Origin of the sequence: Enterococcus sp. NPDC086594 (assembly GCF_044746145.1) — a bacterium.
In the GTDB taxonomy this organism is placed as follows: Bacteria; Bacillota; Bacilli; order Lactobacillales; family Enterococcaceae; genus Enterococcus_D; species Enterococcus_D entomosocium.
This window is the reverse complement of record NZ_JBIVBP010000008.1, coordinates 77000-101779: the sequence shown is the minus strand read 5'-3', so window position 1 is coordinate 101779 and position 24780 is coordinate 77000. Positions and strand designations below refer to the sequence as shown.

Sequence of the window (24780 nt, the reverse complement as noted above, 5' to 3'; positions counted from 1 at the left end):
TTATAACTGATTCTCTCCCTGTTCGCAACTATATTTCATAATTAAATCATCAATATAGAAATATCGTTTCATTTAATAAGAAAGCTTTACCGTTTAAACTTTCTTATGCCCTTCTTTCTGCACTTGTGGTACACTTTATTAGGAACGAAACTTGCTTTCGTCATTTTTACATAGTAGGAGGAATCACATCATCAATGATTACAATGGATGATATTATTCGCGAAGGCAATCCAACCTTGCGTGAAGTAGCAAAAGAAGTACCTTTTCCTTTGAGCGAAGAAGATATCGCACTAGGAAAAGAAATGATGACCTTTTTAGAAAACAGCCAAGACCCAGTCAAGGCAGAAGAACTCGAATTAAGAGGTGGTGTTGGTCTAGCAGCTCCTCAATTAGATATTTCAAAACGAATCACAGCGGTCCTCGTCCCTAGCAGCGACCCAGAAAAAGCAGAACCTGATTTTAAAGATGTTCTTTACAATCCTAAAATTCTAAGTCATTCCGTGCAAGAAGCTTGTCTGGGTGAAGGCGAAGGCTGTCTGTCCGTGGACCGTGAAGTCCCTGGCTACGTGGTACGCCATGCCCGGATCACGATCAGCTATTACGACATCAACGGCAAAAAGAAAAAAGTTCGTTTGAAGAACTATCCTGCAATCGTCGTTCAGCATGAGATCGATCATTTGAACGGAGTCATGTTCTACGATCATATCAATCAACAAAATCCTTTTTCATTAAAAGAAGGCATTTTAGTCATCGACTAACAAAAAAGTCTCTACCGACATTTTGCGGCAGAGACTTTTTTTTCTTCTATATTATTGAGTATCCTCTGGATATCTTCTTTCAAGGTTTTGGCGTTAATTGCCTTTTGCTAGGCTTTCTTGATGATCGGCTTTGATTTTTTCTAATAACGCCGGTTGTTCAAAAAGATCTAACGCGGTCAGCGCTAAAAGTTCAGCCGCGATAGCGATCGACTGCAAGCCTTTTTCACTCTTGGCAGCGGCTTTGAATTCTTCCGAATGACCCGCAATGTAGTCATCTGAAATCGAAACGGTGGGTTGGATCGTCGGGATCACTTGACTGACATTGCCGACATCAGAAGAACCAAGACTTGTTTTGGCTTCCGTATCGATCTCATCGGCAGGTACGCCCGCTTCTTGGGCATGGGCAAAGAAGATCTCATCAAAACTTGGTGTCACGATCACATCGTCGACGGAGTTTTGGAACAAGCCGAATTCATAGGTCGCTCCCGTGGCTAATGCGGCTCCTTTGACGATGTTTTCGACTTTCTCGTAGACATCGTTCAAGGTCGCTCGATTGGCTGCTCGTAAATAAAAACGACCGGCTGCATATTCTGGCACGACATTGGCTGCCACGCCACCATCGGTGATCACACCATGAATATTGACGTCTTTTGGTAAGTGCAGACGCAATCCATTGATCCCGTTAAAGACTTGCAGCAATGCTTCTAACGCGTTGATGCCTTTTTCTGGTGCAGCTGCCGCATGGGAAGCTCGACCATAGAACTTGATATCCACTGGATCATTGGCTAATGACGCTGTCGTTTTGCCATAGCGATGGGCTGGATGGACACAAAGAGCGGCATCGACATCATTGAAGAACCCTTCACGGACAAAACTGCCTTTAGCGGAACCATTTTCCCCACCTTCTTCTCCTGGCGTCCCATAGACTCGAATCTCCCCGCCTAGCTCATCGATGAAAGGTTGCAGGGCACTGGCTGCTAAGACGGAATAAGTCCCGAAGAGATTGTGCCCACAAGCATGACCGATCCCTGGTAACGCATCGTACTCAGCTAAAAAGGCAATCGTTGGGCCCGGTTTCCCACTGACATAGCGAGCATCAAAGCCGGTGCGATGTCCTGCGACATCCTTTTTAACAGCAAAGCCTTCTTTTTCTAATTGGGCGATCAGGGCATCGGCTGAGTAAAACTCATAGTTGCTGACTTCTGGGTGATTATGGATATCTAATGCCAAGGCTTGATAAGCGGCTAAACGCTCTTGGATAAATGGTTTAATCGTTGCTTTTGTAATAGTTGCTGTTGTCATAATCAAATCTCTCCTTTTTCTTACATGGTTTTTTTCAGTGTTTTTATCAAATTACATAGCACTTATTTTGCTCCAAAGGTTTCCCAAGCAGGAACACTTGATCCTTTTGACGTTTCCTCGATGACTTTTTTCGTATCCTCTGTTTGGTAAGCAGCAACCACTTTTTGGTAAACTTCATTGTCTTCATCTTCTTTACGGGCGGCAATGATGTTGACGTAAGGACGGGCCGTTTCATCAACAGGCTCTAAAAAGATTGCATCTTCGGTAGGCACAAATCCTGCATCTACCGCCATGCCGCTATTGATAACAGAAACATCGACATCGGAAAGTGCCCGGGCTGTTTGCGCTGCATCAAGTTCCGAAATTTCTAAATTCAAACGGTTTTCAGTAATATCCGCGACCGTTGGTGTTTGTCCGGCTGCTTCATCCACTTTGATCAATCCAGCTGATTGTAACAAGAGCAATGCCCGACCACCATTGGTCACATCATTCGGGATCGCAACTTTAGCTCCTTCAGCCAAGTCGTTGACATCCGTCACTTTGTCGGAATAAATGCCTAATGGCGCGTTGACTGTATTGCCGATCGATACGAGATCGGTACCAAATTCTTTATTATAATTGTCCAAGAAAAATTGGTGTTGGAATGAATTGAGGTCAATGGAACCATCAGCTAAGGCTGCGTTGGGTTGATTGTAATCAGAGAATTGGACATATTCTAAATTGATGCCTTCGTCTTTCAAACGATCTTTGACATCATCCCAGACATCGGTGTCCGCGCCAATCACTCCTAATTTCACAGTGACTTCTTCTTGGTCAGTGGCTGCGGCACTGCCATTGTTTCCGCATCCGGTAATAAATAATAATGCTGCCCCTAAGACGATTGATTGTACGATTTTTTTCATTTTTTCTTCCTCCATAGACTTGCTTGTTTTTTTATTTGTACGTAAGTGGTGGTCAGTGTGATACTCGTTTAATGAGTAGGTTGCTGACAAATTGACTGATAAAAACGAATACTAAGATGATCAAGGTCGCCATGATCGTGACATCGGTCTGGAATCGGTTGTACCCGCGGGTGATGGCTAAGTTACCTAAACCGCCAGCGCCAACTGCTCCTGCCATGGCGGTCAATCCGATCACATTGATCACGGTCAATGCAGAGACCCGAATGATTCCCGCCACGCCTTCTGGCAAATAGACCCGAAAAATGATGCCGAAAGGACTGGTGCCCATCGCTTCGGCTGCTTCCACGACACCGGGGTCAACTTCTAGCAAGGCAATCTCGATCTGCCGAGCAAAGAAAGGAATGATCCCAGCAATCAGAGGAACCAATGCTGCTGTTTCGCCGATCGTCGTTCCCACAAGAAATCGGGTAAAGGTTCCTAGTAACGTCAATAAGATAATGAAAGGGATCGAGCGGACCACATTGATGACTTTATCGAGAAATTCAAAGAGCGGTCGATTTTCTAAAATCCCGTTCGGTCGCGTCACTACTAGGACGATCCCTAACAAGATGCCTAAGATGCCCGCAATCAAAGAGGTCCAAAAAACCATATATAAGGTTTGGATCGTTGCTGCGACAAATTCATCTTGGATCGCAACAACATTGGGAAAATATCTTTCTAATAAGGCAGCCATCTAAAATCCTCCTTTAATCACATTGTTTAATGGTTCTGCATGATTTTCTTTTAAAATATTGGTGTACACTCCTTGAGACTTCAAATATTCTAAGGCATGTTTGCGCTGTTGGTACTCTCCGGATAAGCTAACGACCAAGCTGCCGATCGGCACTTCTTGCAAGATCTCCACGTTACCGTAAAGAATATTGGTGGTCACTTTGTAGCGACTGTACAATTGGGCGATCAGTGGTTCATTGGTTTGATCCCCCACGTAGGACAGCTCCACCAGCCATTCATTCGGTGCCAAGGAAGAAAACTTCGAACTGCCGAGGATCGTTTCTAAGGCTTGGTCGATGTGCGTCGCCGTTCGGATGAAATCTTTGGTCAATGGTTTTTCTGGTTGGCTAAAAATCTGAACGCTCGAACCTTGCTCAATAACTTCACCGTCTTCCATCACTGCCACTTTGTTGCAGATTTCTTTGACAACTTGCATTTCATGGGTAATGATCACGATGGTCAAACCGAGAGTCCGATTTAATTTTTTCAACAAAGCCAATATCTGTAAGGTCGTTTTCGGATCAAGGGCGCTAGTTGCCTCATCGCACAGCAAGATCTCTGGATCATTTGCCAAAGCTCTGGCAATGGCGACCCGCTGTTTTTGTCCTCCAGATAGTTGGCTAGGAAACGCTTGGGCTTTTTCTTCCAATCCAACAAGCGCCAGCAGCTCGGTTACTTTTTGATGACGTTCCTGTTTGGACCGTCCCCCATATTTCAAGGAAAAATCCACGTTATCAAAAACATTGCGGCTGTCCATCAAGTTGAAGTGCTGAAAGATCATTCCGATCGTTTTCCGTTTTTCTCGCAGGTCTTTCGCAGAAAGTGTGGTCAGCTCCGTGCCGTTGACGACGACGCTGCCGCTGCTTGGGCGCTGCAATAAGTTGATCACACGGACGAGTGTACTTTTCCCGGCGCCTGAGTAACCCACGATGCCGTACACGTCCCCTTTGTCGATCTCGATCGATACGTTTTTGACCGCTTGGATCGCGGGTTTCTTTGATTGATTGAATGTTACTGATATATCTTTTAATGAAATCATCGTCTTCCCCCTAGTTCTTGTCTTTTTCAATAAAAAAAAGGCATCCTCAAACAAGTCACCTGTGACTTGTTTGAGGACGCCTTTTTGCGTGTTACCACCTCAGTTTAAGCTGTACTCGCATACAGCTCCTTTTCGAGTACGATCATACTCTAGCCAGATAACGGTCGCTACCGTCGTCGCCTTGCAAACTACTGCTCGGAACGAATCACTCCTTGGCCATTTTCTAAAAGTCGTTTGATGCTTCTTTTCAGCTACCGAAGCTCTCTGTTGAAAAAACGTGCTTTTGTACTTACCAATTCTTCGTGTGTGGTGCTATTTGATTTTTGTGTATAAAAAAAGTCCTTTTACCAGCGTTTGCTAGTAAAAGGACGAATACTCGTGTTACCACCTTTTGTTTAGAAGGTTTCCCTTCCCTCAACTCAACGTCTAGCCGTGCTAGAGATTGGTGCACTTTGTAACGGTAGTGCGCATCCGTGATTGCCTACTTATCGACAATCAATCCTCCAAGGCCATTTTTCATCGCTTCTGACTTGACTCTTTCCACCAACCAGAGTCTCTCTTTAAAGTATCCGCGGTTACTTTCCTTCTCAACAGATTCATTATTCTTGTTGAGTTGTACTTTACTGGAAAATGAACGCCTTGTCAACAAAAAATCACAATTTTTTCATCTAAGTGTTCCCCAAGACTGCCGATAGCGTCCTTGCCAGAATGGTTTACGCCTCAATTTTGATAGAGCATGCCTTTTTCTGCTAACTGTTGTTTGGCTTTTTCCAGAGCCGCAGGATCGGTGTAACGCAACGTATGCAAGTGTACCCCATTGGTTAAATCTGAGAGCAAGCGGGCTTCTGCATGTTTGGTTTTGTTGATGAAATCAGTCACGTCTTGGTCTGTTTGAATCTGCAAATTGCCAGTGATCTCTCCATAGATTTCATGTTCAACGATGACATCGACCACTTCCACGCCACAAGCGACAAAAATCCGCAATTCTTCTTCGGTTTGTTCAGGCCGATGCTGCACCGCTAGCTTGCTGACATGCCCCGCCTCATTCAACAGTGCTTGCAGTCGATAGCCGCGAGCAGTGGCCGCGATCGCTTCACCGGCTGCTCGCAGCAAGGCAATGTCCCCAACGATGATTTGGCGACTGACTCCTAGTGATTCTGCCAGTTTGCTGGCACTGATCGCTTTGTCCGCTTGCTTCAATGCCGCTAAAATCGTTTCTCGACGTGTTGCTCCATCCATACTCATTCCTCCAATTGATTCTCTTGATAGGTTTTTGAGTGTTTCATAATTGATTGAAACATGGCTAAAATCGTTTCCTCATAGGCTTGATTTGAAATCGCCTGCCGAATATTTTTCAGCACTTTCTCTTCACGATTTTCATCTAAAACCGGCAACTGACTACTTTTCTTCAATTGCACGATTTCATTAACTGTACTCATGCGTTTTTCTAAAAGATGCGTGAGCTGCCAATCAAGGTCATCGATTGCCGCTCGCTGAACAGCCAAAGGATCTTGCTGGTTGTTTTCTTCTTCCAAGTCGATCGTCTTGATGACCCGTGCCGGATTTCCCGCCAGCACAACATTGTCTGGGAATGATTTTGTGACCACACTGCCAGCCCCCACCACGACATTGTTACCTAAGCGTACCCCCGGCAAAATCGTGGCCGCGCCACCGATCCACGCGTTATCGCCAATCACGATCGGTGCCCCTAATTCTAAGCCGCTATTTCGTTTGACCGGATGCAATGGATGAGTCGCCGTAAACAACCGAACATTGGGTGCCAGCATACAGTTGTCACCAAAGGTAATTGGACAAACATCTAATAGCACACAGTCGTAGTTAGCATAGAAGTTTTTGCCGACAGAAATATTGTAGCCATAATCAAAGCGGACATTCGGTTCGATATAGATTCGACCAGTCACAGAGCCGAAAGTTTCTTTTAGTAACTGCTCTTTGATTTTTGTATCAGTTTCTTGGTTGATCAGGTTCATTTGTTCACGGGCATATTTCCGGTCTGCCACCAATTCTGGATCTGGGGAAAAGTACAATTCGCCAGCAATCATTTTCTCTTTTTCGGTACGTTGTGTCATATCATAAACTCCTTCATTCAATTTTCTGGAAAAACGTTTCGGCTGCTGCGGTCAACATGCCATATTCATTCGGGATCGCCAATGGTTCCTTATTGATGACCAACACCTGCTGGCTGTAATCGACTAGCCCTGCAAAAGGATAGACTTGCAGCGAAGTCCCCACGACCACCGTCAGGTCGGCTTGAGCAACGGCTTGAATGGCTCCCTCAATGGTTTCATCCGTAAATCCTTCCCCATAAAGCACGATCGCCGGCCGAATCTGACCGTCACATCCTGCATGGTGCCAATCCTGCAAATACGCTTGCCAAGGTACCGGATTACCGCATTTTCGGCAATAACAGTTGTACAAGGAGCCGTGAAAATCGATTCTTTGGTGACTCCCCGCTTTTTCATGCAGTCCATCGATGTTTTGTGAAACGACCCAAACTGTTTTTTTCGTTTGCAGCGCAGCCATTTTTTGATGAATGATGTTCGGCTGGGCCTGAGGATGGTAGAGGTGCTTGACGAACTGATAAAATGTTTCCGGTTCGTTTTCTAAACAGTCATGGCTTAACAAATACTCTGGCTGGGCCAGTCCTTGATAGACCCCTTTTAAGGAACGGTAATCAGGAATGCCCGATGGGGTTGAAACACCGGCACCCGTCAAAAAGGTCACGGATGATGCGGCGGTGACCGTTGCGATTGCTTGCTCAATAGATACCTTCATCGTTCTAACTTCCTTTATGGCTTTTCTCTTATTCTAACCGAAAAAGAACCGTTTTTGCGAAAAATCAGCCATTTTCTTTTTTAAAAGCAACTAATGCTTTTTCTTGCGGAATTGCTTATAATAAATGCAATAAATACAAGAAGAATGGGAAAACCAAATGAAAATTTTGATTATCGAAGACAACAATGAGATCAGCGAAATGTTGGCTACTATTTTAGCAGCTGACTATACCGTCCAGCAAGCCTATTCAGGCACGGAAGGTCTGCTGCTTTTTCAGCAAGATGCTTTCGACTTGATTTTGCTAGATCGAATGCTCCCCGGTAAAGATGGGACACAAGTCTTGCAAGAGATTCGCCAAACCTCCACGGTCCCCGTCATTATCTTGACTGCCTTAGATGAACCAGCCGATGTTTCCACCCTTTTGCTGGCGGGGGCCAATGATTACTTGACCAAACCCTTCAATGTCGAAGAATTAAAGGCACGTATCATTGTTCAATTGCGAACAAATAAACAACCCCCTCCAGTTGCCAGCAGCCACTCGTATAAAAACATTCAACTGTTGCCTGACTCGTTTCAGCTGCAACGAGGAGAGGCAACGGTTCAGTTAAAGAAAAAGGAGTTTGAGATTTTTTCCCTGCTCTTAGCGAACCCCAAAAAAGTTTATACCAAAGAAATGCTCTATGAAGCTGTTTGGCAAGAACCTTACTACGGTGAAGAAAACACGATCAATGTCCATATCAGCCATTTACGCAGCAAAATCAAAACACTCGATCCAGATGAAGCGTATATCGATACTGTCTGGGGCATCGGCGTCAAGCTAGCTTAAAAAGGAGGAACCTCATGCATATACTTCAGTTTTTCGCCGCTCTGATCGTTGTGTTATTGTTTGGCTATTGGTTTTTCTTACTATATGATCTAAAAAAGTACCACCAGCAATTAACAAGAATCAGCGAAATCGAAACAAATCAAGAGATCCATTTACAGACCCGCGTCCCCGCTTTAAAAGCGATCGCCTTGTTAAACAATCAGATACTTAGAAAAAATAAGCAGCAACACTATCAAATGCTGCAAGAAAACCAGCAGTTGGAACAAGCCATTCAAAATATCTCTCACGACTTACGCACACCTTTGACGGTCGCCAGCGGCTACACACAACTGCTGCAAGCCGATGCGACCCTCACCCCGCAACAACTACAGCTGCTGGATAAAGTCAGCAGCAACCTAGAAAAAGTCGAAAATCATCTGGAACAGTTGTTGACCTATCAGCGTCTCAAAGACAATCAGCTCGCTTTGACTTTGGAAGAATTCAATCTTTCTCGTTTATTGGAAGAAGAACTGCTCCAGCTTTATCCTTCTTTTGAGGAAAACCATTTATCACTGACGGTTGCGATCCAACCCAACATCATGATCATTTCAGATAAAAAAAGCTGGCAACGAATTTTCCAAAATGTCCTTGGTAACCTGCTGGAACATGGCAGTGAAACGGGGACGATCCGCTTGAATCAGCAAGGAGATCGCATCGTTTTCCAACAGGAAAATCAGCTGAGATCACCGATCCAGCACCCAGAAAAATTGACCCACCGCTTTTATACCGAAGACCTTTCACGGCATAAACAGCAAGCCGGACTTGGTCTGTATATCATCGCGGCATTGACTAATGCATTAGACGGCAAGATCCAATTGGATACAACCGAAGAGACGTTTCGTTTGACCCTTTTTTGGCAGCAGTCCGTTGAATCCCACTAACTCATGGCTATACACAAAAAACACCCAATCGCTCGACCTTCACTAGTCGATACGGTTGGGCGTTTTTCTGCTCTTACAATTCTTGTCTCTTAAACACCAGATGCGCAGCCAAGAGGCAAAGCAATAAACTGATCAGGCTCCCAAGAAAAATGGGTTGGACTGTTTCCCATGTTTGGAAAGTAGTCATGGTCACCATCTCTAAACCGCCTTGAAAGTCCAAGTATTGTAAAAACTTCCAGTTGGGTAAAGAGATTCGGGCAATCGCAAAGGCCATCGGAATAAAAATCGTCGCCAACACGCTGACCGCTGTATTTTTGGTCAAATACAAAACTAGCACTGCAAAAGAGGAAGTCGCTAATAAAATCAGTACAAAACTAACGAAATAATACAACAAGTTTTCTATCTGTGAAAGGTCATTATAACCAATCCCCCCAATAACCGTTCCCGCTACAAAGCTCACCAAACAAATCGCGACGATCTGTAAGACCAGCACCAATGTATAAACCAAGAATTTCCCAAAAAGATAAGCGGGTTTGGAGACACCAACGGTAATGATATTCTTCATGGTCCCTTTCGTGTACTCACTGCCTAAGACCTGCATCACCAATGGCAAGGAGTAATACAGCAACATGGAAGACAAACTGGTCTGGATCGCCAGAAAGCCAGTCATTTCCGTAAGGCTGCCTGCTGTTTGCGTACTATCCCCAAGAGTGACCCCTACACTACCATTGGAAACAACGGATAAAATCACCAACAATAAAATAATTCCTTCTGTGATCCAAAAACTTTTACTTCTTGATAAACGATACAAATCGGCTCGAATAAAATTCAACATCTTAATTTCCCCCTTCACTTGTTACTAACTCTTTGAAATACGACTCTAGATTTTCCCCTTCAAAAGAAATCCGGTCGATAGCGATCCCTTCATAAACCAGCTGACGGACCAGGTCACGAATCAACACATTCTCTTGATAAATATGAATTTTGTGGTCACTGACGACTTTATATTCGGAAATCAGCTGACTCTCTAGCAAGCGGCTAGCTGTGGCTACATCATCCACTTCTAATTGAATAAACCGTTTCGCCATCAGATCGAATTCGTGTTTGGTCATCTCTTTGATCAGACGCCCCTCACTAATGACCCCAAAACGTGTAGCCACTAAGTACAACTCTTCTAAAATATGACTGGAAATCAAAATCGTCATGCCGCGTTCTTGATTCAATCGTAAAAGCAGCTCCCGAAACTCAACGATCGCTACAGGATCCAGGCCATTGATCGGCTCATCTAGTATTAGAAAATCCGGTTGGTTCAATAAAGCGATGGCTAAGCCTAGCTTTTGTTTCATACCCAAAGAAAAATCACGGTATTTCTTGTGGCCAACATTGGTCAATCCGACAAACGCCAATGCTTTACTGACCGCCTCAGGTTCCACCACCCCGCAGATTTTGCAATAATAGTTCAAATTTTGTTCAGCGGTCAATTGGTCGTAAGCGACTGGGGTCTCAATCACATTACCGACCCGTTTCAGCATCTGAGTGTACGCTTTGCCGCCTTCAACATCAAACAACTGCAGACTGCCACTAGTTGGTTGGATCAACTGAACGATCGCTTTTAATAGGGTCGTCTTCCCAGCACCATTTCTCCCCACCAATCCATAAATATCTCCCTTAGCGATCGTTAGATCGACATCATGTAACGCCTGCTGTTTGCCGTAACGTTTGTTTAATCCTTTGATTTTAAGAACATTTTCCATTTTTACTTCCTCCTTGCTTGCTTCTGTGCTCATTCTAGCAAGCAGATCTAAATCAGCTATTAACTAATTATTAATTGATTCTTAACTCGTAGTTTTCTGCAAAAAACAGTTTATTTCTATTATACACAGCTGAAAATGAACCGATCTAGAAAAACCGTCCCTTTTCAGCAAACCAACCAATAGCAGATGATCTTTTCATTACTGCTCTTGCTCTTTGTTTTTTGCCTCACAAAGAAAGAGATTCCTTCATGACAAGGAACAAAAAACGTGGTAAACTAGTCACGAATCAAAGTGAGGTGAAATACATTGGTAGCAGCTATTATTTATTGGGCAATGATCATTATCAGTTTCGGTTGGTTGGCAGTCAGCTTATATTTCTCTATCTTCTATTTAGCACGTAAAGAAAATGGCAATTTATGGGCATTCGGCTTTTTAAATGTCATCACAGCAATCATTCAAGCCATCGTCCTTGTGGTTTACCGTACCTTCGGACAAGATTGGGGCGTTACACAATACTCAAGCCTCATCTATCTAGCACTTGGCTTATTGCTTGCTTTGACAGTCATCCAAGCTGTTTTAGGCCGTGAACCAAAAGCGAAAGTCGCTTAAGGGTTCCAATAGACACTCGTAAAAACGATCCGCTTTCTCTTTGATAAAAATAGGGAAATGGTCGTTTTTTTGTTAAAAAGAATTGACATTTGGGTGCTTTTCTTCTAAACTCTGAGAAGAATCAAATTAAATACGAGTACCCTTTAACATTTAGGTAGAGGTCGCGAGGTTCATTAATCCTGCTGAGTGAAGCAACACGTTTACAGCAGAGCTAGGGAACATCGCCGAAACAAGGTCGGTTTTGCTTGCATCGATTTTGTTGGGCCGCAAATGAACAATTTGCGGACTGTCTTAGCTTGTCTAAGTTGCGCTATGTTTTGTGAAAGGTTTGTCGACGATGACCTGTCAACAGCCGTTTTCCAATCATGGAGTACGGCTGTTTTTTTGCTTTTTCATCCTTACCTGCTTGTCCAACTCGTGAAAGGAAAGAGAAAAAATGAAAAAAAATAATTGGATCTGGGCAGTCTTCGCCCTCTGTCTAACCCTCATTCAGCTGCCCCTAACCGTGCAAGCGGATGACCAAACGCCTGCGGAACAATTCCGTGTCGGTATGGAGGCAGGCTATGCCCCATTTAACTGGACGCAAACGACGGACGCCAATGGTGCCGTGCCGATTTCTGGGGAAGAAGGCTCGGCGTTTGCCGGCGGTTACGATGTCCAGATCGCCAAACGAATCGCTGAAGGCTTAGGCAAAGAATTAGTGATCGTCAAAACTCAATGGGACGGTTTGCCGCCAGCTTTGCAAGCGGGGACTATCGATGCTGTGATCGCTGGTATGTCACCAACTGCCGAACGTCGCGAGCAAATTGATTTTACCGATCCTTACTATGAATCAGATTTGGTGGTAGTGGTTCGTAAAGATGGCGAGTTCGCCGATGCCAAAAGCCTCGCTGATCTTTCGGGGGCAAAAATCACTGCCCAGCTGAATACTTTCCATTATACGGTCATAGATCAAATCCCTGAGGTCCAAAAAGAACAAGCCATGCGGGACTTCTCCTCCATGCGCGTTGCTTTAGCTTCGGGTATCATTGACGGCTACGTCAGCGAACGTCCAGAAGGCGTCACTGCCGTCGGGGCAAATCCTGATTTGAAGATGGTCGAGTTCGATGAAGGCGCCGGTTTTGAAACCAACCCAGAAGACGTCCAAGTAGCAGTCGGGATGCGCAAAGGCGATCCCGATGTTGAAAAAGTCAATGAGATTCTTGCAGGAATTTCTGAAGAAGAACGGGTTTCCCTGATGGATCAAGCAGTCTTAGATCAACCTGCAGATGCTAGCGGAGAAACGGCGGATCAAGGTCTGGTCGCTGATTTTAAAAAAATCATTGATGATTACGGCATGCTCTTTTTACGAGGCGCTGGCTTGACCTTATTCATCGCGATCCTTTCAACGATCATCGGATTGATCATCGGTCTTTTGGTCGGTATCTTCCGGACATTGCCGCTTTCAGAAAATCCAGTAGGACGTTTCTTCCAACGCATCGTCAATGGTTTACTGACCATTTATATCGAAGTTTTCCGCGGCACCCCAATGATGGTTCAAGCAATGGTTATTTTCTACGGAACCGCTTTGGCCTTTGGTGTCTCCATGAATCGCACGCTGGCAGCCGTGCTGATCGTTTCCATCAATACCGGTGCCTACATGTCTGAAATCGTTCGTGGGGGGATTTTTGCTGTAGATGACGGCCAATTTGAAGCAGCTCAAGCCATCGGAATGACTCATTGGCAAACCATGATCAAAGTCGTGTTGCCGCAAGTAATGCGCAATATTTTACCAGCTACCGGAAATGAGATCATTATCAATATCAAAGATACTGCCGTCTTAAGTGTCATCAGTGTTGCAGACCTCTTCTTCCAAGGTACATCAGCCGCTGGAACGAACTTCCAATACTTCCAAACATTTGCGATCATCGGTGTGATCTACTTAGTCTTGACCATCAGTGCCACCCAGATCTTGCGCTTTGTTGAACGCAAAATGGATGGTCCCAGTGCGTATGTCAAATTAGAAGACATCAACCCGAACGAATAAGGAGGAAGAACATGTCAGCAATCATTGAAATTGACCATTTAAAAAAGAGTTTTGGCGACAACGAAGTCTTAAAAGACATCAGTTTGTCTGTTAATAAAGGAGAAGTTGTCACGATCATCGGTTCTTCTGGTTCAGGAAAATCTACACTTCTTCGCTGCATCAACTTATTAGAAAAACCAACCAGTGGGCAAATCATCTACTTAGGTGAAAATGTGCTGGAAAAAGGCTATGACTTGCCGAAATACCGTACGCATCTAGGAATGGTTTTCCAATCCTTTAACCTATTCAACAATATGAATGTATTAGAAAACTGCGTGACGGGCCAAGTCACTGTTTTGAAACGTGATCGCAAAGAAGCAGAAGCGACTGCCAAAGAAAATCTGGAGCAAGTCGGTATGGCTCAATATGCCAATGCCAAGCCTTCCCAGCTTTCAGGTGGACAAAAACAACGGGTAGCCATTGCCCGTGCCTTATCGATGAATCCAGATGTCATGTTGTTTGATGAGCCGACTTCTGCGCTAGATCCAGAAATGGTCGGTGAAGTGTTGAAGACCATGAATACGTTAGCTCATACTGGCTTGACGATGGTGATCGTTACCCACGAAATGGGCTTTGCCAAAGAAGTGTCTGATCGGGTCATCTTTATGGATCAAGGTGTCATTGCCGAACAAGGGACGCCTGAAGATATCTTTATTCATCCAAAAGAGCAACGCACCAAAGAATTCCTTTCCCGTGTGTTGAATTAATTTTCTGTCTTGAAACACTTAGCGGTCTTCTTCCGAGCTTTTTCGTCCTTTTTCAGTAAGCTTGGAAGAATTCAATGCTAAGTGTTTTTTTATTGCAGGAGGAGTAATTGTCAGAATTTATCAAAAAATCACAAAAAACCATTGCTATTTGTTAGAAACTTTGTTATTTTTTTTTAAAACTAAGGAATTATAGGAGCTTTCATTTATGGAAAAAAAGTTACAGTTTAAGGATTACATGTATGTTGGATCAATGCTTTTCGGTCTTTTCTTTGGTGCCGGAAATCTGATTTTCCCCGTTCACATGGGACAAGAAGCTGGCGCGAATGTCGGCTTAGCCAACCTTGGCTTTTTAGTTACAGGGATCGGCTTGCCATTTTTAGGGGTCATTGCTATTGGCGTTTCCCAAAGCAGCGGTGTTTTTGAATTAGCTTCTCGGATCAATCGCCGCTATGCAATGATATTTACGATTTTGCTTTATTTAGTGATTGGGCCATTCTTTGCTCTGCCTCGTTTGGCTACTACTTCTTATGAGATCGGGATCGCTCCCCATGTTTCATCAGACATGCAAACTTGGTTATTGGCGTTGTTCTCTGCCCTATTTTTTGGAGCTGCCTGGTGGTTTTCACGCAAACCTAGCAAAATCTTAGATTATGTAGGGAAGTTTCTAAATCCCTTGTTTCTGGTCTTACTAGGAGTTTTGCTCTTTTTTGCCTTTTGGCAACCACTAGGAACCATCAGCGATGCGCCGATCTATCCTAGCTATCAAAGCGATGCTTTCTTTACTGGTTTCACAAACGGCTACAATACTCTCGATGCGCTGGCATCTTTAGCCTTCGGGATCATCATCGTCTCAACGATTCGCAATATGGGGGTTGAGAAACCTGCGACGGTCGCAAAAGACACGATCCTTTCCGGCTCTGTCAGCATCGTGTTGATGGGGATCATCTATACCTTACTTTCTTATATGGGAACCAAAAGTTTAGGCCAGTTTCCCATCAGCGAAAACGGTGGGATCGCTTTGGCACAAATCGCCAACCATTACCTTGGCACTGTCGGCAGTCTGCTATTGGCATTGATCGTCATCTCTGCCTGCTTAAAAACCGCCATTGGTTTGATCACGGCCTTTTCCGAAACCTTTGCTGGATTGTTTCCAAAGCAAAGCTACGGATTCTTTATCGCTTTGACAAGTATCTTACCAGCGATCTTCGCTAATGTCGGCTTGACCAATATCATCGAGTTTTCTATTCCAGTCTTGATGTTTATCTATCCACTGGCGATCACTTTGATTTTGTTGGCGATCATCAGTCCATTATTTAACCATCGTGCCAGTGTCTATCGAATGACGACATACTTCACGTTGATCGCTGCAATCATCGACGGCTTAAATGCGAGTCCTGCAGTGATTACCAACAACGCTTTCGTGCAAGGAATCTTGTCTTTTGCGTCAGATTATCTGCCCTTTTTCCAAATCGGGATGGGGTGGGTCGTACCAGCTGCGATCGGATTTTTGATCGGTTTGCTATGGTCGTGGTTCAAAAAAGACCCTGTTTCAGCCTAAATTAGTTAAAAAGATGAAAATAACCTACCTTTTTTTAAAGGGTAGGCTATTTTTTTGATTAAAAAGACTGACAGTTTCGTAAAAAAAAGATACAATAGAGCCACAAAGGAGGATACCTATGTTTTATGAAGAACTTATGATGGACCCGCAAACATTAATTAAATTTAAAATATTCCGGCGTATGCTGACTCTGCAAAACCCTAGCCACCCAATCGCACAATTGGCAAAGGAAATGGAGTTAAGCTACCAACAAGCTTTTATAGAGTTGACTGAGATCGACCAAGATCTAACTGAGTTAACTCCGGATCATATGTCGATACTCGGTCGTGGCGGTAAATTACAGCCTCAGAATATCGCGGTAACGATCGATGAATACCGCTTCTATTTATTGAATAAAAGCGTTCCGTTCTTATATGTTCTTTACATGCTGAATGAAGACAATCCTACGATCACGGATTTTTGTGCAAAATACGATGTCAGTCGTTCAACGGTGTCTCGCAAATTTGAACATCTAAAAAAACATTTGAAGCAATTTCAGCTTCGCTTTACGTACACTGAATCAAACTTAGTGGGCGATGAGCGTCTTGTGCGGCTCTCCCTATTCAATATCATTTGGTTAGGTACTCGTGGAATAGAATGGCCATTTGCGATCGCTGAGAGTGAGACAGAAAAAATGGTGGATCGATTCACGGAGTATTTCCCAATGACTCATTCTTATCTTGGCCGATTAGAGTTGAAGTATTTCGCCGCCTTGATTCTTTTACGAATCAAAAAAGGGAATTTTGCCAAATACGACAAGCGGTACAATTTCCTGATGAAAAATAATCCATATTTCGATTTTGAGCGTTTGACACAAGTCGTTGATCCTGAAGTTTCAATGACAGACAAACAATTAAAAGGCGAATCAGGGTTTATTTATTTGATGGCGCAAATCTTCCCATTCTACTTGAGTCCTGAAGAAGAAGCTTTGCAACAAACCTTGCAATTCTTTTCAAGCAAACAAAACCCAGTTTATCCGTTAGTCGCAGACTTGTTAGCAGAGATGAAAGCAACCTTCTTTGCTTCACAGCCTGGCCTGTTAGACGAGCCATTGGTCGTGGGTAATTTAATCAATGTGACTTTCGGCAACTACGTTTTCCGTCAGCCGTTTCCAAATATCTATCGCTTGCTGACACCCTCGATCAATCGCGGGTCTGCTGAAGAGCAGCTGCAGCAAAAAATCGATGAATTCTTAACGAACTATCGCGAAGAATCAGCGGTGGACTATATCAATGATGAAAACCAAGAGCAGATGGCAACGATGTATACCCACGCCCTGCTGCCGTTTTATGATCAAATCCGTTATTCGAATCGTTTACGGGTAGGGGTTGCGTTAGAAGATAATTTCTTAGTCGTTCAAGGATTGAATCAATTCCTACATGACTTGACCTTCGTAGCAGCAGAACCTTATGATCTAAACCAGCAAGAAAATTATGATGTCATCGTTAGTTCCAATCAGTTGATGAAAAAACTCAAACCAGAAAAAATGAGTTATATTTGGGATTATGCGGCAGACGATCGGCAATACATTGATTTGTATCGTACGTTGAAAAACCGTTTTGATGAAAAGAACCTTTCTCTGTAACCAAACCGTTACGGTTTCTTAAGAACTTCCGAAAAGATTTGTCACAGAATATTCATATTTATCTCGTATACTCTATGTATACCAACAAACAACCCTAACTAACACTTTTTCATTTTTAACTCCTTCCCGTCGGCCACCCACCGACGGGTCTTTTTTTACTTATTTTCGCAGCCAGCAAACTTAAACACTTTCCAATCTTTTCTCCACAAAAAATTCATATTTGGACAGTATAGTATACATAACCCAACAAACAACCCTAACTAACACTTTTCATTTTTACTCCTTGCCTGTCAGCTACCCACTGACAGGCTCCTTTTTTTCTTACGGGGTTTGCCGTATACTAAAGGCAGGAGGTGGCCTATGACAACAGCCATTACGACAGTTGACCAATACATTGCAGCAGCTCCAGCAGAACGACAAGCGATTTTAAGAAAGGTCCGTCAAACCATCAAAGCCGTTTTACCTGAAGCGGTTGAAAAGATCAGTTATCAAATGCCTACTTATCATCAGGGAGAAACTATCGTACATTTTGCCTGCGCCAAACAGCATCTAGGCTTTTATCCCACGCCTTCTGCGATCACGGCCTTCCAAGAGGACTTACAACCATACAAGACCAGTAAAGGGGCGGTCCAGTTTTCTTTTGCACAGCCGATCCCTTACGAACTGATCGCTGTGATGACCGCTTGGCGACTCGCAGAAGTCAAAAACAAGCACGCGTAACTAGCAATTAAAAAACCGCTATGTCTAATGACGCAGCGGTTTTTTTGCTATGCACAGGCTTGTTTACAAGCCGGGTTTTGTATTCAAGGTGCTAACTTTCAGCACATGATGCAGGGGAATAATCCGCAGCTGCTGACGGTCGCTTTGTAATTTCAAGACAACTTGTTCTTTTGCTACCGTTTTGCCGACGATCCAGCCGGTAACGGTTTCAAAACCACCCAATTTCTCTGTTTTTACTTGCAGCACGACCAGATGCTTGGCAGCGGCTGCCTCTTGCAGCGTTCGCCGGATTTCTTTGACTTTCTCAGACTGATTCTTCTTGTCAGCATCATCACTGAAAAAGGTATCCAGCAACGTTGTGGATGTCATCACAATGAGTTTGCCCAATTGTTTGATGGGCGATGGTTTCTTTTCCATTGGACATTCCTTTCTGCGCGTTGCAGCAGTTTCTAAAACCACACATACGTTCGCATTTCCATGGTTCTATTTTAGCAAATTTTTGATAAAATACAAGCGAACACGCCTTATTTTTCAGAAGAAATAACCTCTAGCCAATAAGGAATCCCCTCTTGCAGCAGTTGATAGGTCTCTTCGAAATCTCCTGTATAATAAGGATCTGGTACTTCCTCAGCCTCTTTGCCAGGAACAACACTCAAATACGAACGGATCTTTGCGGTCGTATCGGCAGGTGCTAGCGCTTGAAGTGTTTCAACATTGTTCGCATCCATGCCGATGATCCAATCAAATGTGGCAAAATCCGCTTCAGTGATCTGCCGTGAAATAAGACCGTCACTAGAGATCCCTGCTTGACGCAGTCTTTTTTTGGTTCCGGGATGAGCAGAATGTCCGACTTCCCATGAGCTGGTCGCTGCCGAATCGATCTGCCAATCCAACTTGTGTTTTGCTATTTCTGCTTTATAAATAGCTTCTGCCATGGGGGAACGGCAAATATTACCTAAACAAACAAATAAAACTTTCGTCATCGCTTACTGCTCCTCTTTTTCATAGATTTGGTGGCCAAAAAATTCCACATCCTTCGCCAAACGAAACAATTGCGTCGCAATCTCTAATGGGGTCTCTGGAAAGTCGTTGTGAATCCAATTTTCCAAAATGCCTCCGCAGCCGTAGGAAAAGAATCGGCTATAAAATAGAATGTCTTGTTTCGTCAATTGCTGCTCTTGATCGACCTCCAAGAACAAGCGCTGAAAAAGCGGTTCTGTGATCTGTAAAAAACCGTTCATTAAGATCTCGCGGTCATAAGCCAGTGATTTGCGGTAAAAGGCCGGCGCTTGTTTCATTGCTTTCAGCATGCGCAAGGCGGCTTCTTCCCAGTTATCAAGGGAGACATCTTCTGTCGTCAAAAAAATCAGGGCATCTTGCCGATAGATCCATTGGATCAAAGCTTTTTTATCAGGAAAATGGTAGTAAAACGTCTGCCGATTGACTTGCGCCTTTTCGGCGATCTCCTGTACGCTGATTTTATTCACTTCTTTGGTCTCACAAAGGGTGATCAATGTCTGGCCAATCACAGCCTTCGTTTGTTTCCCATCCATCATAGGGCACCTCTTTTTCTTCTCTTTCTATCATACCAAATTTTCTACTAAAAAAAAATCCTATCAAATGGTCCTTTTTCACAGACCTTATCCGAACACTTCATCAGGGCAATAGATCCCTGTGTGCTTTTTGCATATGGTAGATTTCTGCAAAAAACGCCTGCCTTCATTTGAGGCAGACGCTGCTTTCGATAGTTAAACGGCAAGATGCTCACTGTGCCGTTTTGGTTTGAAATTGTTCTCTGCGAATCACGCTGATTTTTTCAGTAAAATTGGCCCAATCGATGGGTCTAGGTGGTGCTAGCCATAAAATATGGTCGATCCCCAACGCACCATAAAATGGCAGGTTTGAAAGAATCAGGTGCGTATGATCATCTGGGTAACTCTGGAATTGCACATTCAAATCGAGAATTTTTTCAATATTCTTTTTGATCATCTGGTTGTAGGAATCACCAAACGAAAAATCAACACAGACATATAAAGGAACCAAAATCTCTTTTAGTGGAATCGTAGAAACTAATAAAATTAGGTATCTAAAAAACAAAAACTCTTTATTGTTCCATAAGATCGGTCGATTACGACTTTCTTCCAGATAGTTGCGGCAAAACGCAGCATATTCAGGATACGTCTCAAGAAAATATGTGACATCCATGTATTGGTATTCATAACGAGAACTAAAAGAAAACGACAAGAGCTGGTAATGAATCGTAGTCGTTTCGACATGAAGCAGCGCCAACGTGTCAGTGGTTAGCGAAAACTGCTGTTGGACTGCCTGAATAAACTGCTCGTTTAATTGTTGGATATAGGTTTGTTCTTGGTCGATGTAGCTATTGTTGTCGATCAACCAGCCTTCAACGATCAAGAAGCGCAAAATATCTCGTGCCTCACGTTCTAGGACTTCTTGATCGGTGATCGTCAAGATCTCTTGTAACCAGCGCTTCAATTCTTCAATAATCACTAAATGTTTGGGTAAGACTAAATCATTTTCCACATTGTTTTGCATGTAATGTCCTTTAGACATCCGCGCCAAAACAATGCCTAGATAATGTTTCTTGCGAATCCGCATGCGGGCAGACTGTTCTGGATTCAGCCAAGTACTTTCATTGAATCGATCAAACGTCTTTTCTTTGTCCAAGATACCTTTTGGGAAAGGGGAATGGTTCAAATAATATTCCTTCATAAAAAAGAGAAAAATAAACTCCCGAATCTCACTTTCTTCACCCACCAGCTGAAACTCTTTCGTCACTTCAATGTCGTATTCTTTCAAGATCAGTTTGAATTGTTTAAATTCTTTATAGACGGGATTATGACTTAGATAGTGATTGGTAGCAAATTCGTATAAAGAAGACAATTGCTCAAAAAAGCATTCTTTCAACATAGAAAATTTTAACGCTTGATCTAGATAATAGGTCAGTAGTGTGTCAGAAGTTGCCAGCCCGGAGGCATTCAATTTAATGACCGTCCCATCGGTCACGATCTCAAATTCCTCATTCAATCCTAGTTCATAAAAATCAAGATTCAATTCTTGAACGGTTTTGTTGATCAGAAATTCCGACATGGTCAATTGGTCCATCAATGTTTCCTTCGTTTCAGAAAGAGCGACTGCGTTTTCCAAATATTGTAGCATCATCAATTTTCGTTTGTCCGCCTTATTCAAAAATGTCACAAACATGCGTTTTCAAGCCTCCGTTATTTTTTTGGCCATAAAGAACGTTTCCTGAAAATAAATAGCATAAGCTGGCAAGATACGAAGGTTTGTCATCCCCGTCACCATCCGTATTATTTCCCGGCAGTGCTAAATCGACAGCCAAACGATCCGACGCAAAAACATCTTCCAACATGACTCGTTGTGCTAAGTGCTTCTGTTTTTCCAAAAAACTGCTTTCTGGAAATGCGGATTGTTCCTGTTCTTTTTTCGGAACAGGTTCCGGTTCAGGAGCCGGTGATTCTTTGGATTCTTTCTTTTCTGCAGGCGGTTCATCTGCTTTCTCCGTAATTTCTTCTGGCGGATCCTTTGGGACGATTTCTTCTGAGGGGTCTAGCGGATTATAGATAGTCGCAAAAACAACTTGTTCTGTGACAAGATCGATCATTCCAATAATCATGCAGGCACCAATGACAAAACCAAATCTGCGTTTCATTTCTTCACCCTCCTTATCAACAGAGCTTCTTTTTGATGCTCTTTCTACGGCGCTGAACGTTTCAACAGTTTGTGAACGCCAAGCAGACATCCACTAATTATAAATAAAATAACAAATAAAAGAAACCAATTTTTTTTAGATTGTTGTCTCCATAGCATTTCTTGTTTTTTAGCCATCACTCTCGCGTCTTGTGACGTACTGCCCATGGTCGCTGTGTTTTGCGACTGTCCGGCAGTTGCTTGCTCAACAGGAATCGCTGTCAGCACGTAGCGTTCTTCTGTTCGAGTAGGTGTGGGACAAGTAATCAATGTCAACTTTGGTGTCTGGTCATCTGTTAGAACCGACAAGTCGGATTCATCTACGACTTTTTTATCGATAATAATATACTGCTGGCGTTCCTCGAGGTAGGTTACGGACACTTCCATCCCCACCTGTGCTTCTAGCAATTGACCAAATAACAAACTTTGTCTACCGAGATGATGCCCTAAAACGACAAAATTGTTATTTTTTAACAAACGTTCCGGAAACATCACGACACCGCCTTTCAGCAACTGCTGATTGGTTATCCCCACCAATAGCGGCTGCTGGAACTCGATCGCTTCAATTGCAACAAAGCCGTACCCGGTGATCGTTGCCGACTGCGGAGCCAATACATCCCCTAGAGCCGGCATTTGAATCGTTTCTTCTTCTGGAATCGTTGTCGGCAGCTGGGTCGCTATCGTCAATTCGCTTGTGCGTAATTGCCAACTGACGATGCTTTCTTTTAAAAAAGGAAGTGCCAACAAGAGGATACCTGCGATGATCAAGCCATCGATCAAGTATTTCTCAAGGTGCTCACGCTTCATCCGTTTCATTTTTTTTCTTTCGTCGGTACCATAAAAGCAGCAGTAAGGCGAGCAGCAGCAACAGACCGCCGATCAAGAAGTAAAGCCACGTGTAATCTGTTTCGATCGTCACATCTTTCTTATTAAGATCACGAGCGACATCTCCCGTCACTGTGAATTCTTTTTCGAAGCTCCATTTATAGAGATAGCTTTCTTCCTCGCCTTCTTCATTCTCCACTTTGTATTGTCCTTCATCGCTTTTCCCACCGTAGGCCACGGAAGTCAACACATAGGTCCCTGCTTCTAAACGTTGTCCTTCCAAGGAGATTGGGTACGAGAAGTTTGAATTAGGTGCCATTTGCATTCGTGAGGTATCTGAAGCATACAAGACGTCACTATCACCTTTCTTCCTCACTTCATTGATCAACCGCAAGGAATTTAAGTAAGCTGCTTCAGGATTTTGCAACGTAACATTGATGGTATTGCGGGCGTTGACTTGTCCCGGTCCAACATCCAGCAGTTTTAGATCCGGCGTGACTTCTGTTGTATTTTGACGGAGTAAAATCGCAACGACATAGGCATACTCATTCTTGATGGCTAACCCTTGGTCTTCTTCACTGTCAGCAGTATCGGTTTCCTCTGTCGTTTCTTTCAAGGTCAAACCACCGGCAATAACCCCTTCAAACGGTTCTGAAGGCATGGTGATCTTTAAGGGCAAGGTGATTTGGGATTGTTTCGGGATCGTGATCTCTTCCTCCACTTCAATCAAATCAGCCATATCATAAGGCAAGGTTTCGTCCGCTTCAATGTCGTTTTCGCCATATTCCACGACCCCGTTTAGATTCGTGGTAGCTGAAGCGATCACTGGCGCGATGACGACCTCTTGATCGGTGTCATTGCGCAATTGGACTTCTACAGTTTGAACCGCTCCCGGCTCCATTTTCAAGTCAAAATAAGTCTTTTCTTTATCGATTTGATTCTCTGGAATCACTGGATTGACGGCAAAGTTAAATTCAGAAGCGGTTCCTATGGTTGGTACAAAAAAGAAAATACTTGCGAATAGGAGCGCCAAAAGCTGTTTGATTTTTTTCATGATGGATGTCCCTTCTTTCTATGTATTCTCCTTGAACCTCGAAAGGGTTCAAGGAGAAAGCTGGTACTTATGGGTTGGTTGGTGTGTCTGTTAGTAACCAAGTAAACGTGGTGTTGTATTGGCTGGCATATTTCGTCGTTGAGCCTGGAACTTCCAACTCAATGCTATCCATGGCTGCAGCTAAACTATCGCCCCAGCTCATTAAATAGGTCCCTGCCCCTTCGCCATCTTGGGCACTCATCACTAAGGATTGGGCACCGTTTGGATTCAATGTGATCGTTGCGCTCACATTTGATGGTTTTGGTGACAATGAAGGAGTTACTACAGTTCCCTTCGTCAAACGAATTTGCGCAGCAGTCAATTCTTGATCTTCCGCTGTTTTGAACTGACCATTTTGGCGAACATTCAATGTCCAACCGCTCTCTGTTCCCCGATTGTCTGTCACTTGGACAAAATTCGGTCCTTCTTGATTATCACCAACTGAATCCACATATTTTTGAGTTTCCGCATGGTAGATCTCTGTTTTTGAGGTGATTTTTTGTGTGCCAAAGTAAAGGCTTGAAGCAAAATCAATCGATAGCGGTCCGTTCGTTCCTGGATTTGGTCCATCTGGGTCCGTTGGATCCACTGGTTTGATCGGATTTTCTGGATCTGGATCTGTTGGGCTGATTGGATTGGTTGGATCTGTATTTGGTTCAAAGGTGATTTGTCCATTTGAGTTGTAATCTGCACTGTCCGCTGCTTGTGCCAGCACTGGTGCTGCTAGGCTTAAGCCTAATACTGAGAGAAATGCTAATGTTTTTTTCATGTCTATACTC

Annotated in this window: 26 protein-coding genes, 1 riboswitch and 2 other annotated features; of the genes, 9 read left to right on the top strand and 17 right to left on the bottom strand. The window is 43.6% G+C overall.

Annotated elements, in window-relative coordinates:
* Positions 1–194: 194 nt before the first annotated feature.
* Positions 195–758, top strand: coding sequence for a peptide deformylase (gene def, locus ACIPK1_RS12610; protein ID WP_008376209.1), 564 nt, complete (start codon positions 195–197; stop codon positions 756–758).
* 93 nt (positions 759–851) lie between these two features.
* Here def and ACIPK1_RS12605 read toward each other — a convergent pair whose 3' ends face one another.
* The 7 genes from ACIPK1_RS12605 to ACIPK1_RS12575 form a co-directional block, all read right to left on the bottom strand.
* Positions 852–2060 carry a M20 family metallopeptidase gene (locus tag ACIPK1_RS12605; RefSeq protein ID WP_005232314.1) on the bottom strand — a complete coding sequence of 403 codons (1209 nt, stop codon included), beginning with the start codon at positions 2058–2060 and terminating at the stop codon, positions 852–854.
* A gap of 62 nt (positions 2061–2122) precedes the next feature.
* On the bottom strand, positions 2123–2962 hold the full coding sequence (locus tag ACIPK1_RS12600) for a MetQ/NlpA family ABC transporter substrate-binding protein (protein WP_008376213.1): 840 nt from the start codon (positions 2960–2962) through the stop codon (positions 2123–2125).
* A 52-nt stretch (positions 2963–3014) separates the two neighbouring features.
* Positions 3015–3695, bottom strand: coding sequence for a methionine ABC transporter permease (locus tag ACIPK1_RS12595; protein ID WP_008376215.1), 681 nt, complete (start codon positions 3693–3695; stop codon positions 3015–3017).
* On the bottom strand, positions 3696–4772 hold the full coding sequence (locus ACIPK1_RS12590) for a methionine ABC transporter ATP-binding protein (RefSeq protein WP_008376218.1): 1077 nt from the start codon (positions 4770–4772) through the stop codon (positions 3696–3698). It lies immediately after the preceding gene.
* Positions 4773–4841: 69 nt separating this feature from the next.
* Positions 4842–5082, bottom strand: a binding site (T-box leader).
* 51 nt (positions 5083–5133) lie between these two features.
* Positions 5134–5372: a binding site (T-box leader), on the bottom strand.
* Positions 5373–5492: 120 nt separating this feature from the next.
* Positions 5493–6017 carry a transcription repressor NadR gene (locus ACIPK1_RS12585; protein ID WP_016611442.1) on the bottom strand — a complete coding sequence of 175 codons (525 nt, stop codon included), beginning with the start codon at positions 6015–6017 and terminating at the stop codon, positions 5493–5495.
* Entirely contained in the window at positions 6014–6862 is an 849-nt protein-coding gene (locus ACIPK1_RS12580) for a chorismate mutase (RefSeq protein ID WP_061053669.1), read from the bottom strand. Before ACIPK1_RS12580 ends, ACIPK1_RS12585 begins: the two co-directional genes overlap by 4 nt.
* Positions 6863–6875: 13 nt before the next feature.
* On the bottom strand, positions 6876–7568 hold the full coding sequence (locus ACIPK1_RS12575) for an NAD-dependent protein deacylase (RefSeq protein ID WP_005232325.1): 693 nt from the start codon (positions 7566–7568) through the stop codon (positions 6876–6878).
* 157 nt (positions 7569–7725) lie between these two features.
* Between ACIPK1_RS12575 and ACIPK1_RS12570 the strand changes: the two genes are divergently transcribed.
* Together ACIPK1_RS12570 and ACIPK1_RS12565 are read left to right on the top strand one after the other, a co-directional pair.
* Positions 7726–8394: a response regulator transcription factor gene (locus ACIPK1_RS12570; RefSeq protein WP_005232327.1), complete on the top strand. Its 669-nt coding sequence runs from the start codon at positions 7726–7728 to the stop codon at positions 8392–8394.
* A 14-nt stretch (positions 8395–8408) separates the two neighbouring features.
* Complete coding sequence (locus ACIPK1_RS12565) at positions 8409–9314, top strand: sensor histidine kinase KdpD (protein ID WP_005232328.1); 906 nt, start codon at positions 8409–8411, stop codon at positions 9312–9314.
* Between the two features lie 73 nt (positions 9315–9387).
* Here the strand turns inward: ACIPK1_RS12565 and ACIPK1_RS12560 are convergent, their stop codons facing one another.
* Entirely contained in the window at positions 9388–10149 is a 762-nt protein-coding gene (locus ACIPK1_RS12560) for an ABC transporter permease (protein ID WP_008376229.1), read from the bottom strand.
* Between the two features lies 1 nt (position 10150).
* The gene (locus ACIPK1_RS12555) at positions 10151–11068 is read right to left on the bottom strand and encodes an ABC transporter ATP-binding protein (RefSeq protein WP_301389306.1); all 918 of its coding nucleotides are present in this window, start codon (positions 11066–11068) and stop codon (positions 10151–10153) included.
* A gap of 306 nt (positions 11069–11374) precedes the next feature.
* Here ACIPK1_RS12555 and ACIPK1_RS12550 point away from each other — a divergent pair, with 306 nt between their 5' ends.
* From ACIPK1_RS12550 to ACIPK1_RS12525, 6 genes are all read left to right on the top strand, one after another.
* Positions 11375–11677 (top strand): hypothetical protein, encoded by a 303-nt coding sequence (locus ACIPK1_RS12550; protein ID WP_005232333.1) that lies wholly within the window; start codon positions 11375–11377, stop codon positions 11675–11677.
* A 147-nt stretch (positions 11678–11824) separates the two neighbouring features.
* Positions 11825–11998: riboswitch (Lysine riboswitch) on the top strand.
* Positions 11999–12113: 115 nt separating this feature from the next.
* Complete coding sequence (locus tag ACIPK1_RS12545; RefSeq protein WP_008376235.1) at positions 12114–13703, top strand: ABC transporter permease subunit; 1590 nt, start codon at positions 12114–12116, stop codon at positions 13701–13703.
* 11 nt (positions 13704–13714) lie between these two features.
* Positions 13715–14449, top strand: a complete 735-nt coding sequence (locus tag ACIPK1_RS12540; RefSeq protein WP_005227196.1) for an amino acid ABC transporter ATP-binding protein — start codon at positions 13715–13717, stop codon at positions 14447–14449.
* Positions 14450–14654: 205 nt separating this feature from the next.
* Entirely contained in the window at positions 14655–16007 is a 1353-nt protein-coding gene (gene brnQ, locus ACIPK1_RS12535; RefSeq protein ID WP_008376239.1) for a branched-chain amino acid transport system II carrier protein, read from the top strand.
* A gap of 118 nt (positions 16008–16125) precedes the next feature.
* Positions 16126–17631 carry a helix-turn-helix domain-containing protein gene (locus ACIPK1_RS12530; RefSeq protein ID WP_005232342.1) on the top strand — a complete coding sequence of 502 codons (1506 nt, stop codon included), beginning with the start codon at positions 16126–16128 and terminating at the stop codon, positions 17629–17631.
* Between the two features lie 360 nt (positions 17632–17991).
* On the top strand, positions 17992–18351 hold the full coding sequence (locus ACIPK1_RS12525; RefSeq protein ID WP_301389307.1) for an iron chaperone: 360 nt from the start codon (positions 17992–17994) through the stop codon (positions 18349–18351).
* 63 nt (positions 18352–18414) lie between these two features.
* Here ACIPK1_RS12525 and ACIPK1_RS12520 read toward each other — a convergent pair whose 3' ends face one another.
* The 8 genes from ACIPK1_RS12520 to ACIPK1_RS12485 all read right to left on the bottom strand — a co-directional run bounded on the left by ACIPK1_RS12520 (position 18415) and on the right by ACIPK1_RS12485 (position 24770).
* Positions 18415–18768, bottom strand: coding sequence for a hypothetical protein (locus ACIPK1_RS12520; RefSeq protein ID WP_005232346.1), 354 nt, complete (start codon positions 18766–18768; stop codon positions 18415–18417).
* A 107-nt stretch (positions 18769–18875) separates the two neighbouring features.
* The gene (locus ACIPK1_RS12515) at positions 18876–19334 is read right to left on the bottom strand and encodes a low molecular weight protein-tyrosine-phosphatase (protein ID WP_005232347.1); all 459 of its coding nucleotides are present in this window, start codon (positions 19332–19334) and stop codon (positions 18876–18878) included.
* 3 nt (positions 19335–19337) lie between these two features.
* Positions 19338–19907, bottom strand: a complete 570-nt coding sequence (locus ACIPK1_RS12510) for a TetR/AcrR family transcriptional regulator (RefSeq protein ID WP_005227190.1) — start codon at positions 19905–19907, stop codon at positions 19338–19340.
* 208 nt (positions 19908–20115) lie between these two features.
* The gene (locus ACIPK1_RS12505) at positions 20116–21576 is read right to left on the bottom strand and encodes a helix-turn-helix domain-containing protein (RefSeq protein WP_139959848.1); all 1461 of its coding nucleotides are present in this window, start codon (positions 21574–21576) and stop codon (positions 20116–20118) included.
* The gene (locus tag ACIPK1_RS12500) at positions 21554–22045 is read right to left on the bottom strand and encodes a hypothetical protein (protein WP_301389309.1); all 492 of its coding nucleotides are present in this window, start codon (positions 22043–22045) and stop codon (positions 21554–21556) included. The genes ACIPK1_RS12505 and ACIPK1_RS12500 overlap by 23 nt, the downstream gene beginning before the upstream one ends.
* Positions 22046–22089: 44 nt before the next feature.
* Complete coding sequence (locus tag ACIPK1_RS12495) at positions 22090–22890, bottom strand: class A sortase (RefSeq protein WP_275855272.1); 801 nt, start codon at positions 22888–22890, stop codon at positions 22090–22092.
* Positions 22880–23962 (bottom strand): DUF916 and DUF3324 domain-containing protein, encoded by a 1083-nt coding sequence (locus tag ACIPK1_RS12490; RefSeq protein ID WP_061053665.1) that lies wholly within the window; start codon positions 23960–23962, stop codon positions 22880–22882. The genes ACIPK1_RS12495 and ACIPK1_RS12490 overlap by 11 nt, the downstream gene beginning before the upstream one ends.
* Positions 23963–24029: 67 nt before the next feature.
* Entirely contained in the window at positions 24030–24770 is a 741-nt protein-coding gene (locus ACIPK1_RS12485; RefSeq protein WP_016619635.1) for a WxL domain-containing protein, read from the bottom strand.
* Between the last annotated feature and the right edge of the window lie 10 nt (positions 24771–24780).

What these genes read in the sequence shown, in the direction of transcription:
- def (WP_008376209.1), top strand. Translation starts at nt 195, where the DNA reads ATGATTACAATGGATGATATTATTCGCGAAGGCAATCCAACCTTGCGT.
- ACIPK1_RS12605 (WP_005232314.1), bottom strand. Translation starts at nt 2,060, where the DNA reads ATGACAACAGCAACTATTACAAAAGCAACGATTAAACCATTTATCCAA.
- ACIPK1_RS12600 (WP_008376213.1), bottom strand. Translation starts at nt 2,962, where the DNA reads ATGAAAAAAATCGTACAATCAATCGTCTTAGGGGCAGCATTATTATTT.
- ACIPK1_RS12595 (WP_008376215.1), bottom strand. Translation starts at nt 3,695, where the DNA reads ATGGCTGCCTTATTAGAAAGATATTTTCCCAATGTTGTTGCGATCCAA.
- ACIPK1_RS12590 (WP_008376218.1), bottom strand. Translation starts at nt 4,772, where the DNA reads ATGATTTCATTAAAAGATATATCAGTAACATTCAATCAATCAAAGAAA.
- ACIPK1_RS12585 (WP_016611442.1), bottom strand. Translation starts at nt 6,017, where the DNA reads ATGAGTATGGATGGAGCAACACGTCGAGAAACGATTTTAGCGGCATTG.
- ACIPK1_RS12580 (WP_061053669.1), bottom strand. Translation starts at nt 6,862, where the DNA reads ATGACACAACGTACCGAAAAAGAGAAAATGATTGCTGGCGAATTGTAC.
- ACIPK1_RS12575 (WP_005232325.1), bottom strand. Translation starts at nt 7,568, where the DNA reads ATGAAGGTATCTATTGAGCAAGCAATCGCAACGGTCACCGCCGCATCA.
- ACIPK1_RS12570 (WP_005232327.1), top strand. Translation starts at nt 7,726, where the DNA reads ATGAAAATTTTGATTATCGAAGACAACAATGAGATCAGCGAAATGTTG.
- ACIPK1_RS12565 (WP_005232328.1), top strand. Translation starts at nt 8,409, where the DNA reads ATGCATATACTTCAGTTTTTCGCCGCTCTGATCGTTGTGTTATTGTTT.
- ACIPK1_RS12560 (WP_008376229.1), bottom strand. Translation starts at nt 10,149, where the DNA reads ATGTTGAATTTTATTCGAGCCGATTTGTATCGTTTATCAAGAAGTAAA.
- ACIPK1_RS12555 (WP_301389306.1), bottom strand. Translation starts at nt 11,068, where the DNA reads ATGGAAAATGTTCTTAAAATCAAAGGATTAAACAAACGTTACGGCAAA.
- ACIPK1_RS12545 (WP_008376235.1), top strand. Translation starts at nt 12,114, where the DNA reads ATGAAAAAAAATAATTGGATCTGGGCAGTCTTCGCCCTCTGTCTAACC.
- ACIPK1_RS12540 (WP_005227196.1), top strand. Translation starts at nt 13,715, where the DNA reads ATGTCAGCAATCATTGAAATTGACCATTTAAAAAAGAGTTTTGGCGAC.
- brnQ (WP_008376239.1), top strand. Translation starts at nt 14,655, where the DNA reads ATGGAAAAAAAGTTACAGTTTAAGGATTACATGTATGTTGGATCAATG.
- ACIPK1_RS12530 (WP_005232342.1), top strand. Translation starts at nt 16,126, where the DNA reads ATGTTTTATGAAGAACTTATGATGGACCCGCAAACATTAATTAAATTT.
- ACIPK1_RS12525 (WP_301389307.1), top strand. Translation starts at nt 17,992, where the DNA reads ATGACAACAGCCATTACGACAGTTGACCAATACATTGCAGCAGCTCCA.
- ACIPK1_RS12520 (WP_005232346.1), bottom strand. Translation starts at nt 18,768, where the DNA reads ATGGAAAAGAAACCATCGCCCATCAAACAATTGGGCAAACTCATTGTG.
- ACIPK1_RS12515 (WP_005232347.1), bottom strand. Translation starts at nt 19,334, where the DNA reads ATGACGAAAGTTTTATTTGTTTGTTTAGGTAATATTTGCCGTTCCCCC.
- ACIPK1_RS12510 (WP_005227190.1), bottom strand. Translation starts at nt 19,907, where the DNA reads ATGATGGATGGGAAACAAACGAAGGCTGTGATTGGCCAGACATTGATC.
- ACIPK1_RS12505 (WP_139959848.1), bottom strand. Translation starts at nt 21,576, where the DNA reads ATGTTTGTGACATTTTTGAATAAGGCGGACAAACGAAAATTGATGATG.
- ACIPK1_RS12500 (WP_301389309.1), bottom strand. Translation starts at nt 22,045, where the DNA reads ATGAAACGCAGATTTGGTTTTGTCATTGGTGCCTGCATGATTATTGGA.
- ACIPK1_RS12495 (WP_275855272.1), bottom strand. Translation starts at nt 22,890, where the DNA reads ATGAAGCGTGAGCACCTTGAGAAATACTTGATCGATGGCTTGATCATC.
- ACIPK1_RS12490 (WP_061053665.1), bottom strand. Translation starts at nt 23,962, where the DNA reads ATGAAAAAAATCAAACAGCTTTTGGCGCTCCTATTCGCAAGTATTTTC.
- ACIPK1_RS12485 (WP_016619635.1), bottom strand. Translation starts at nt 24,770, where the DNA reads ATGAAAAAAACATTAGCATTTCTCTCAGTATTAGGCTTAAGCCTAGCA.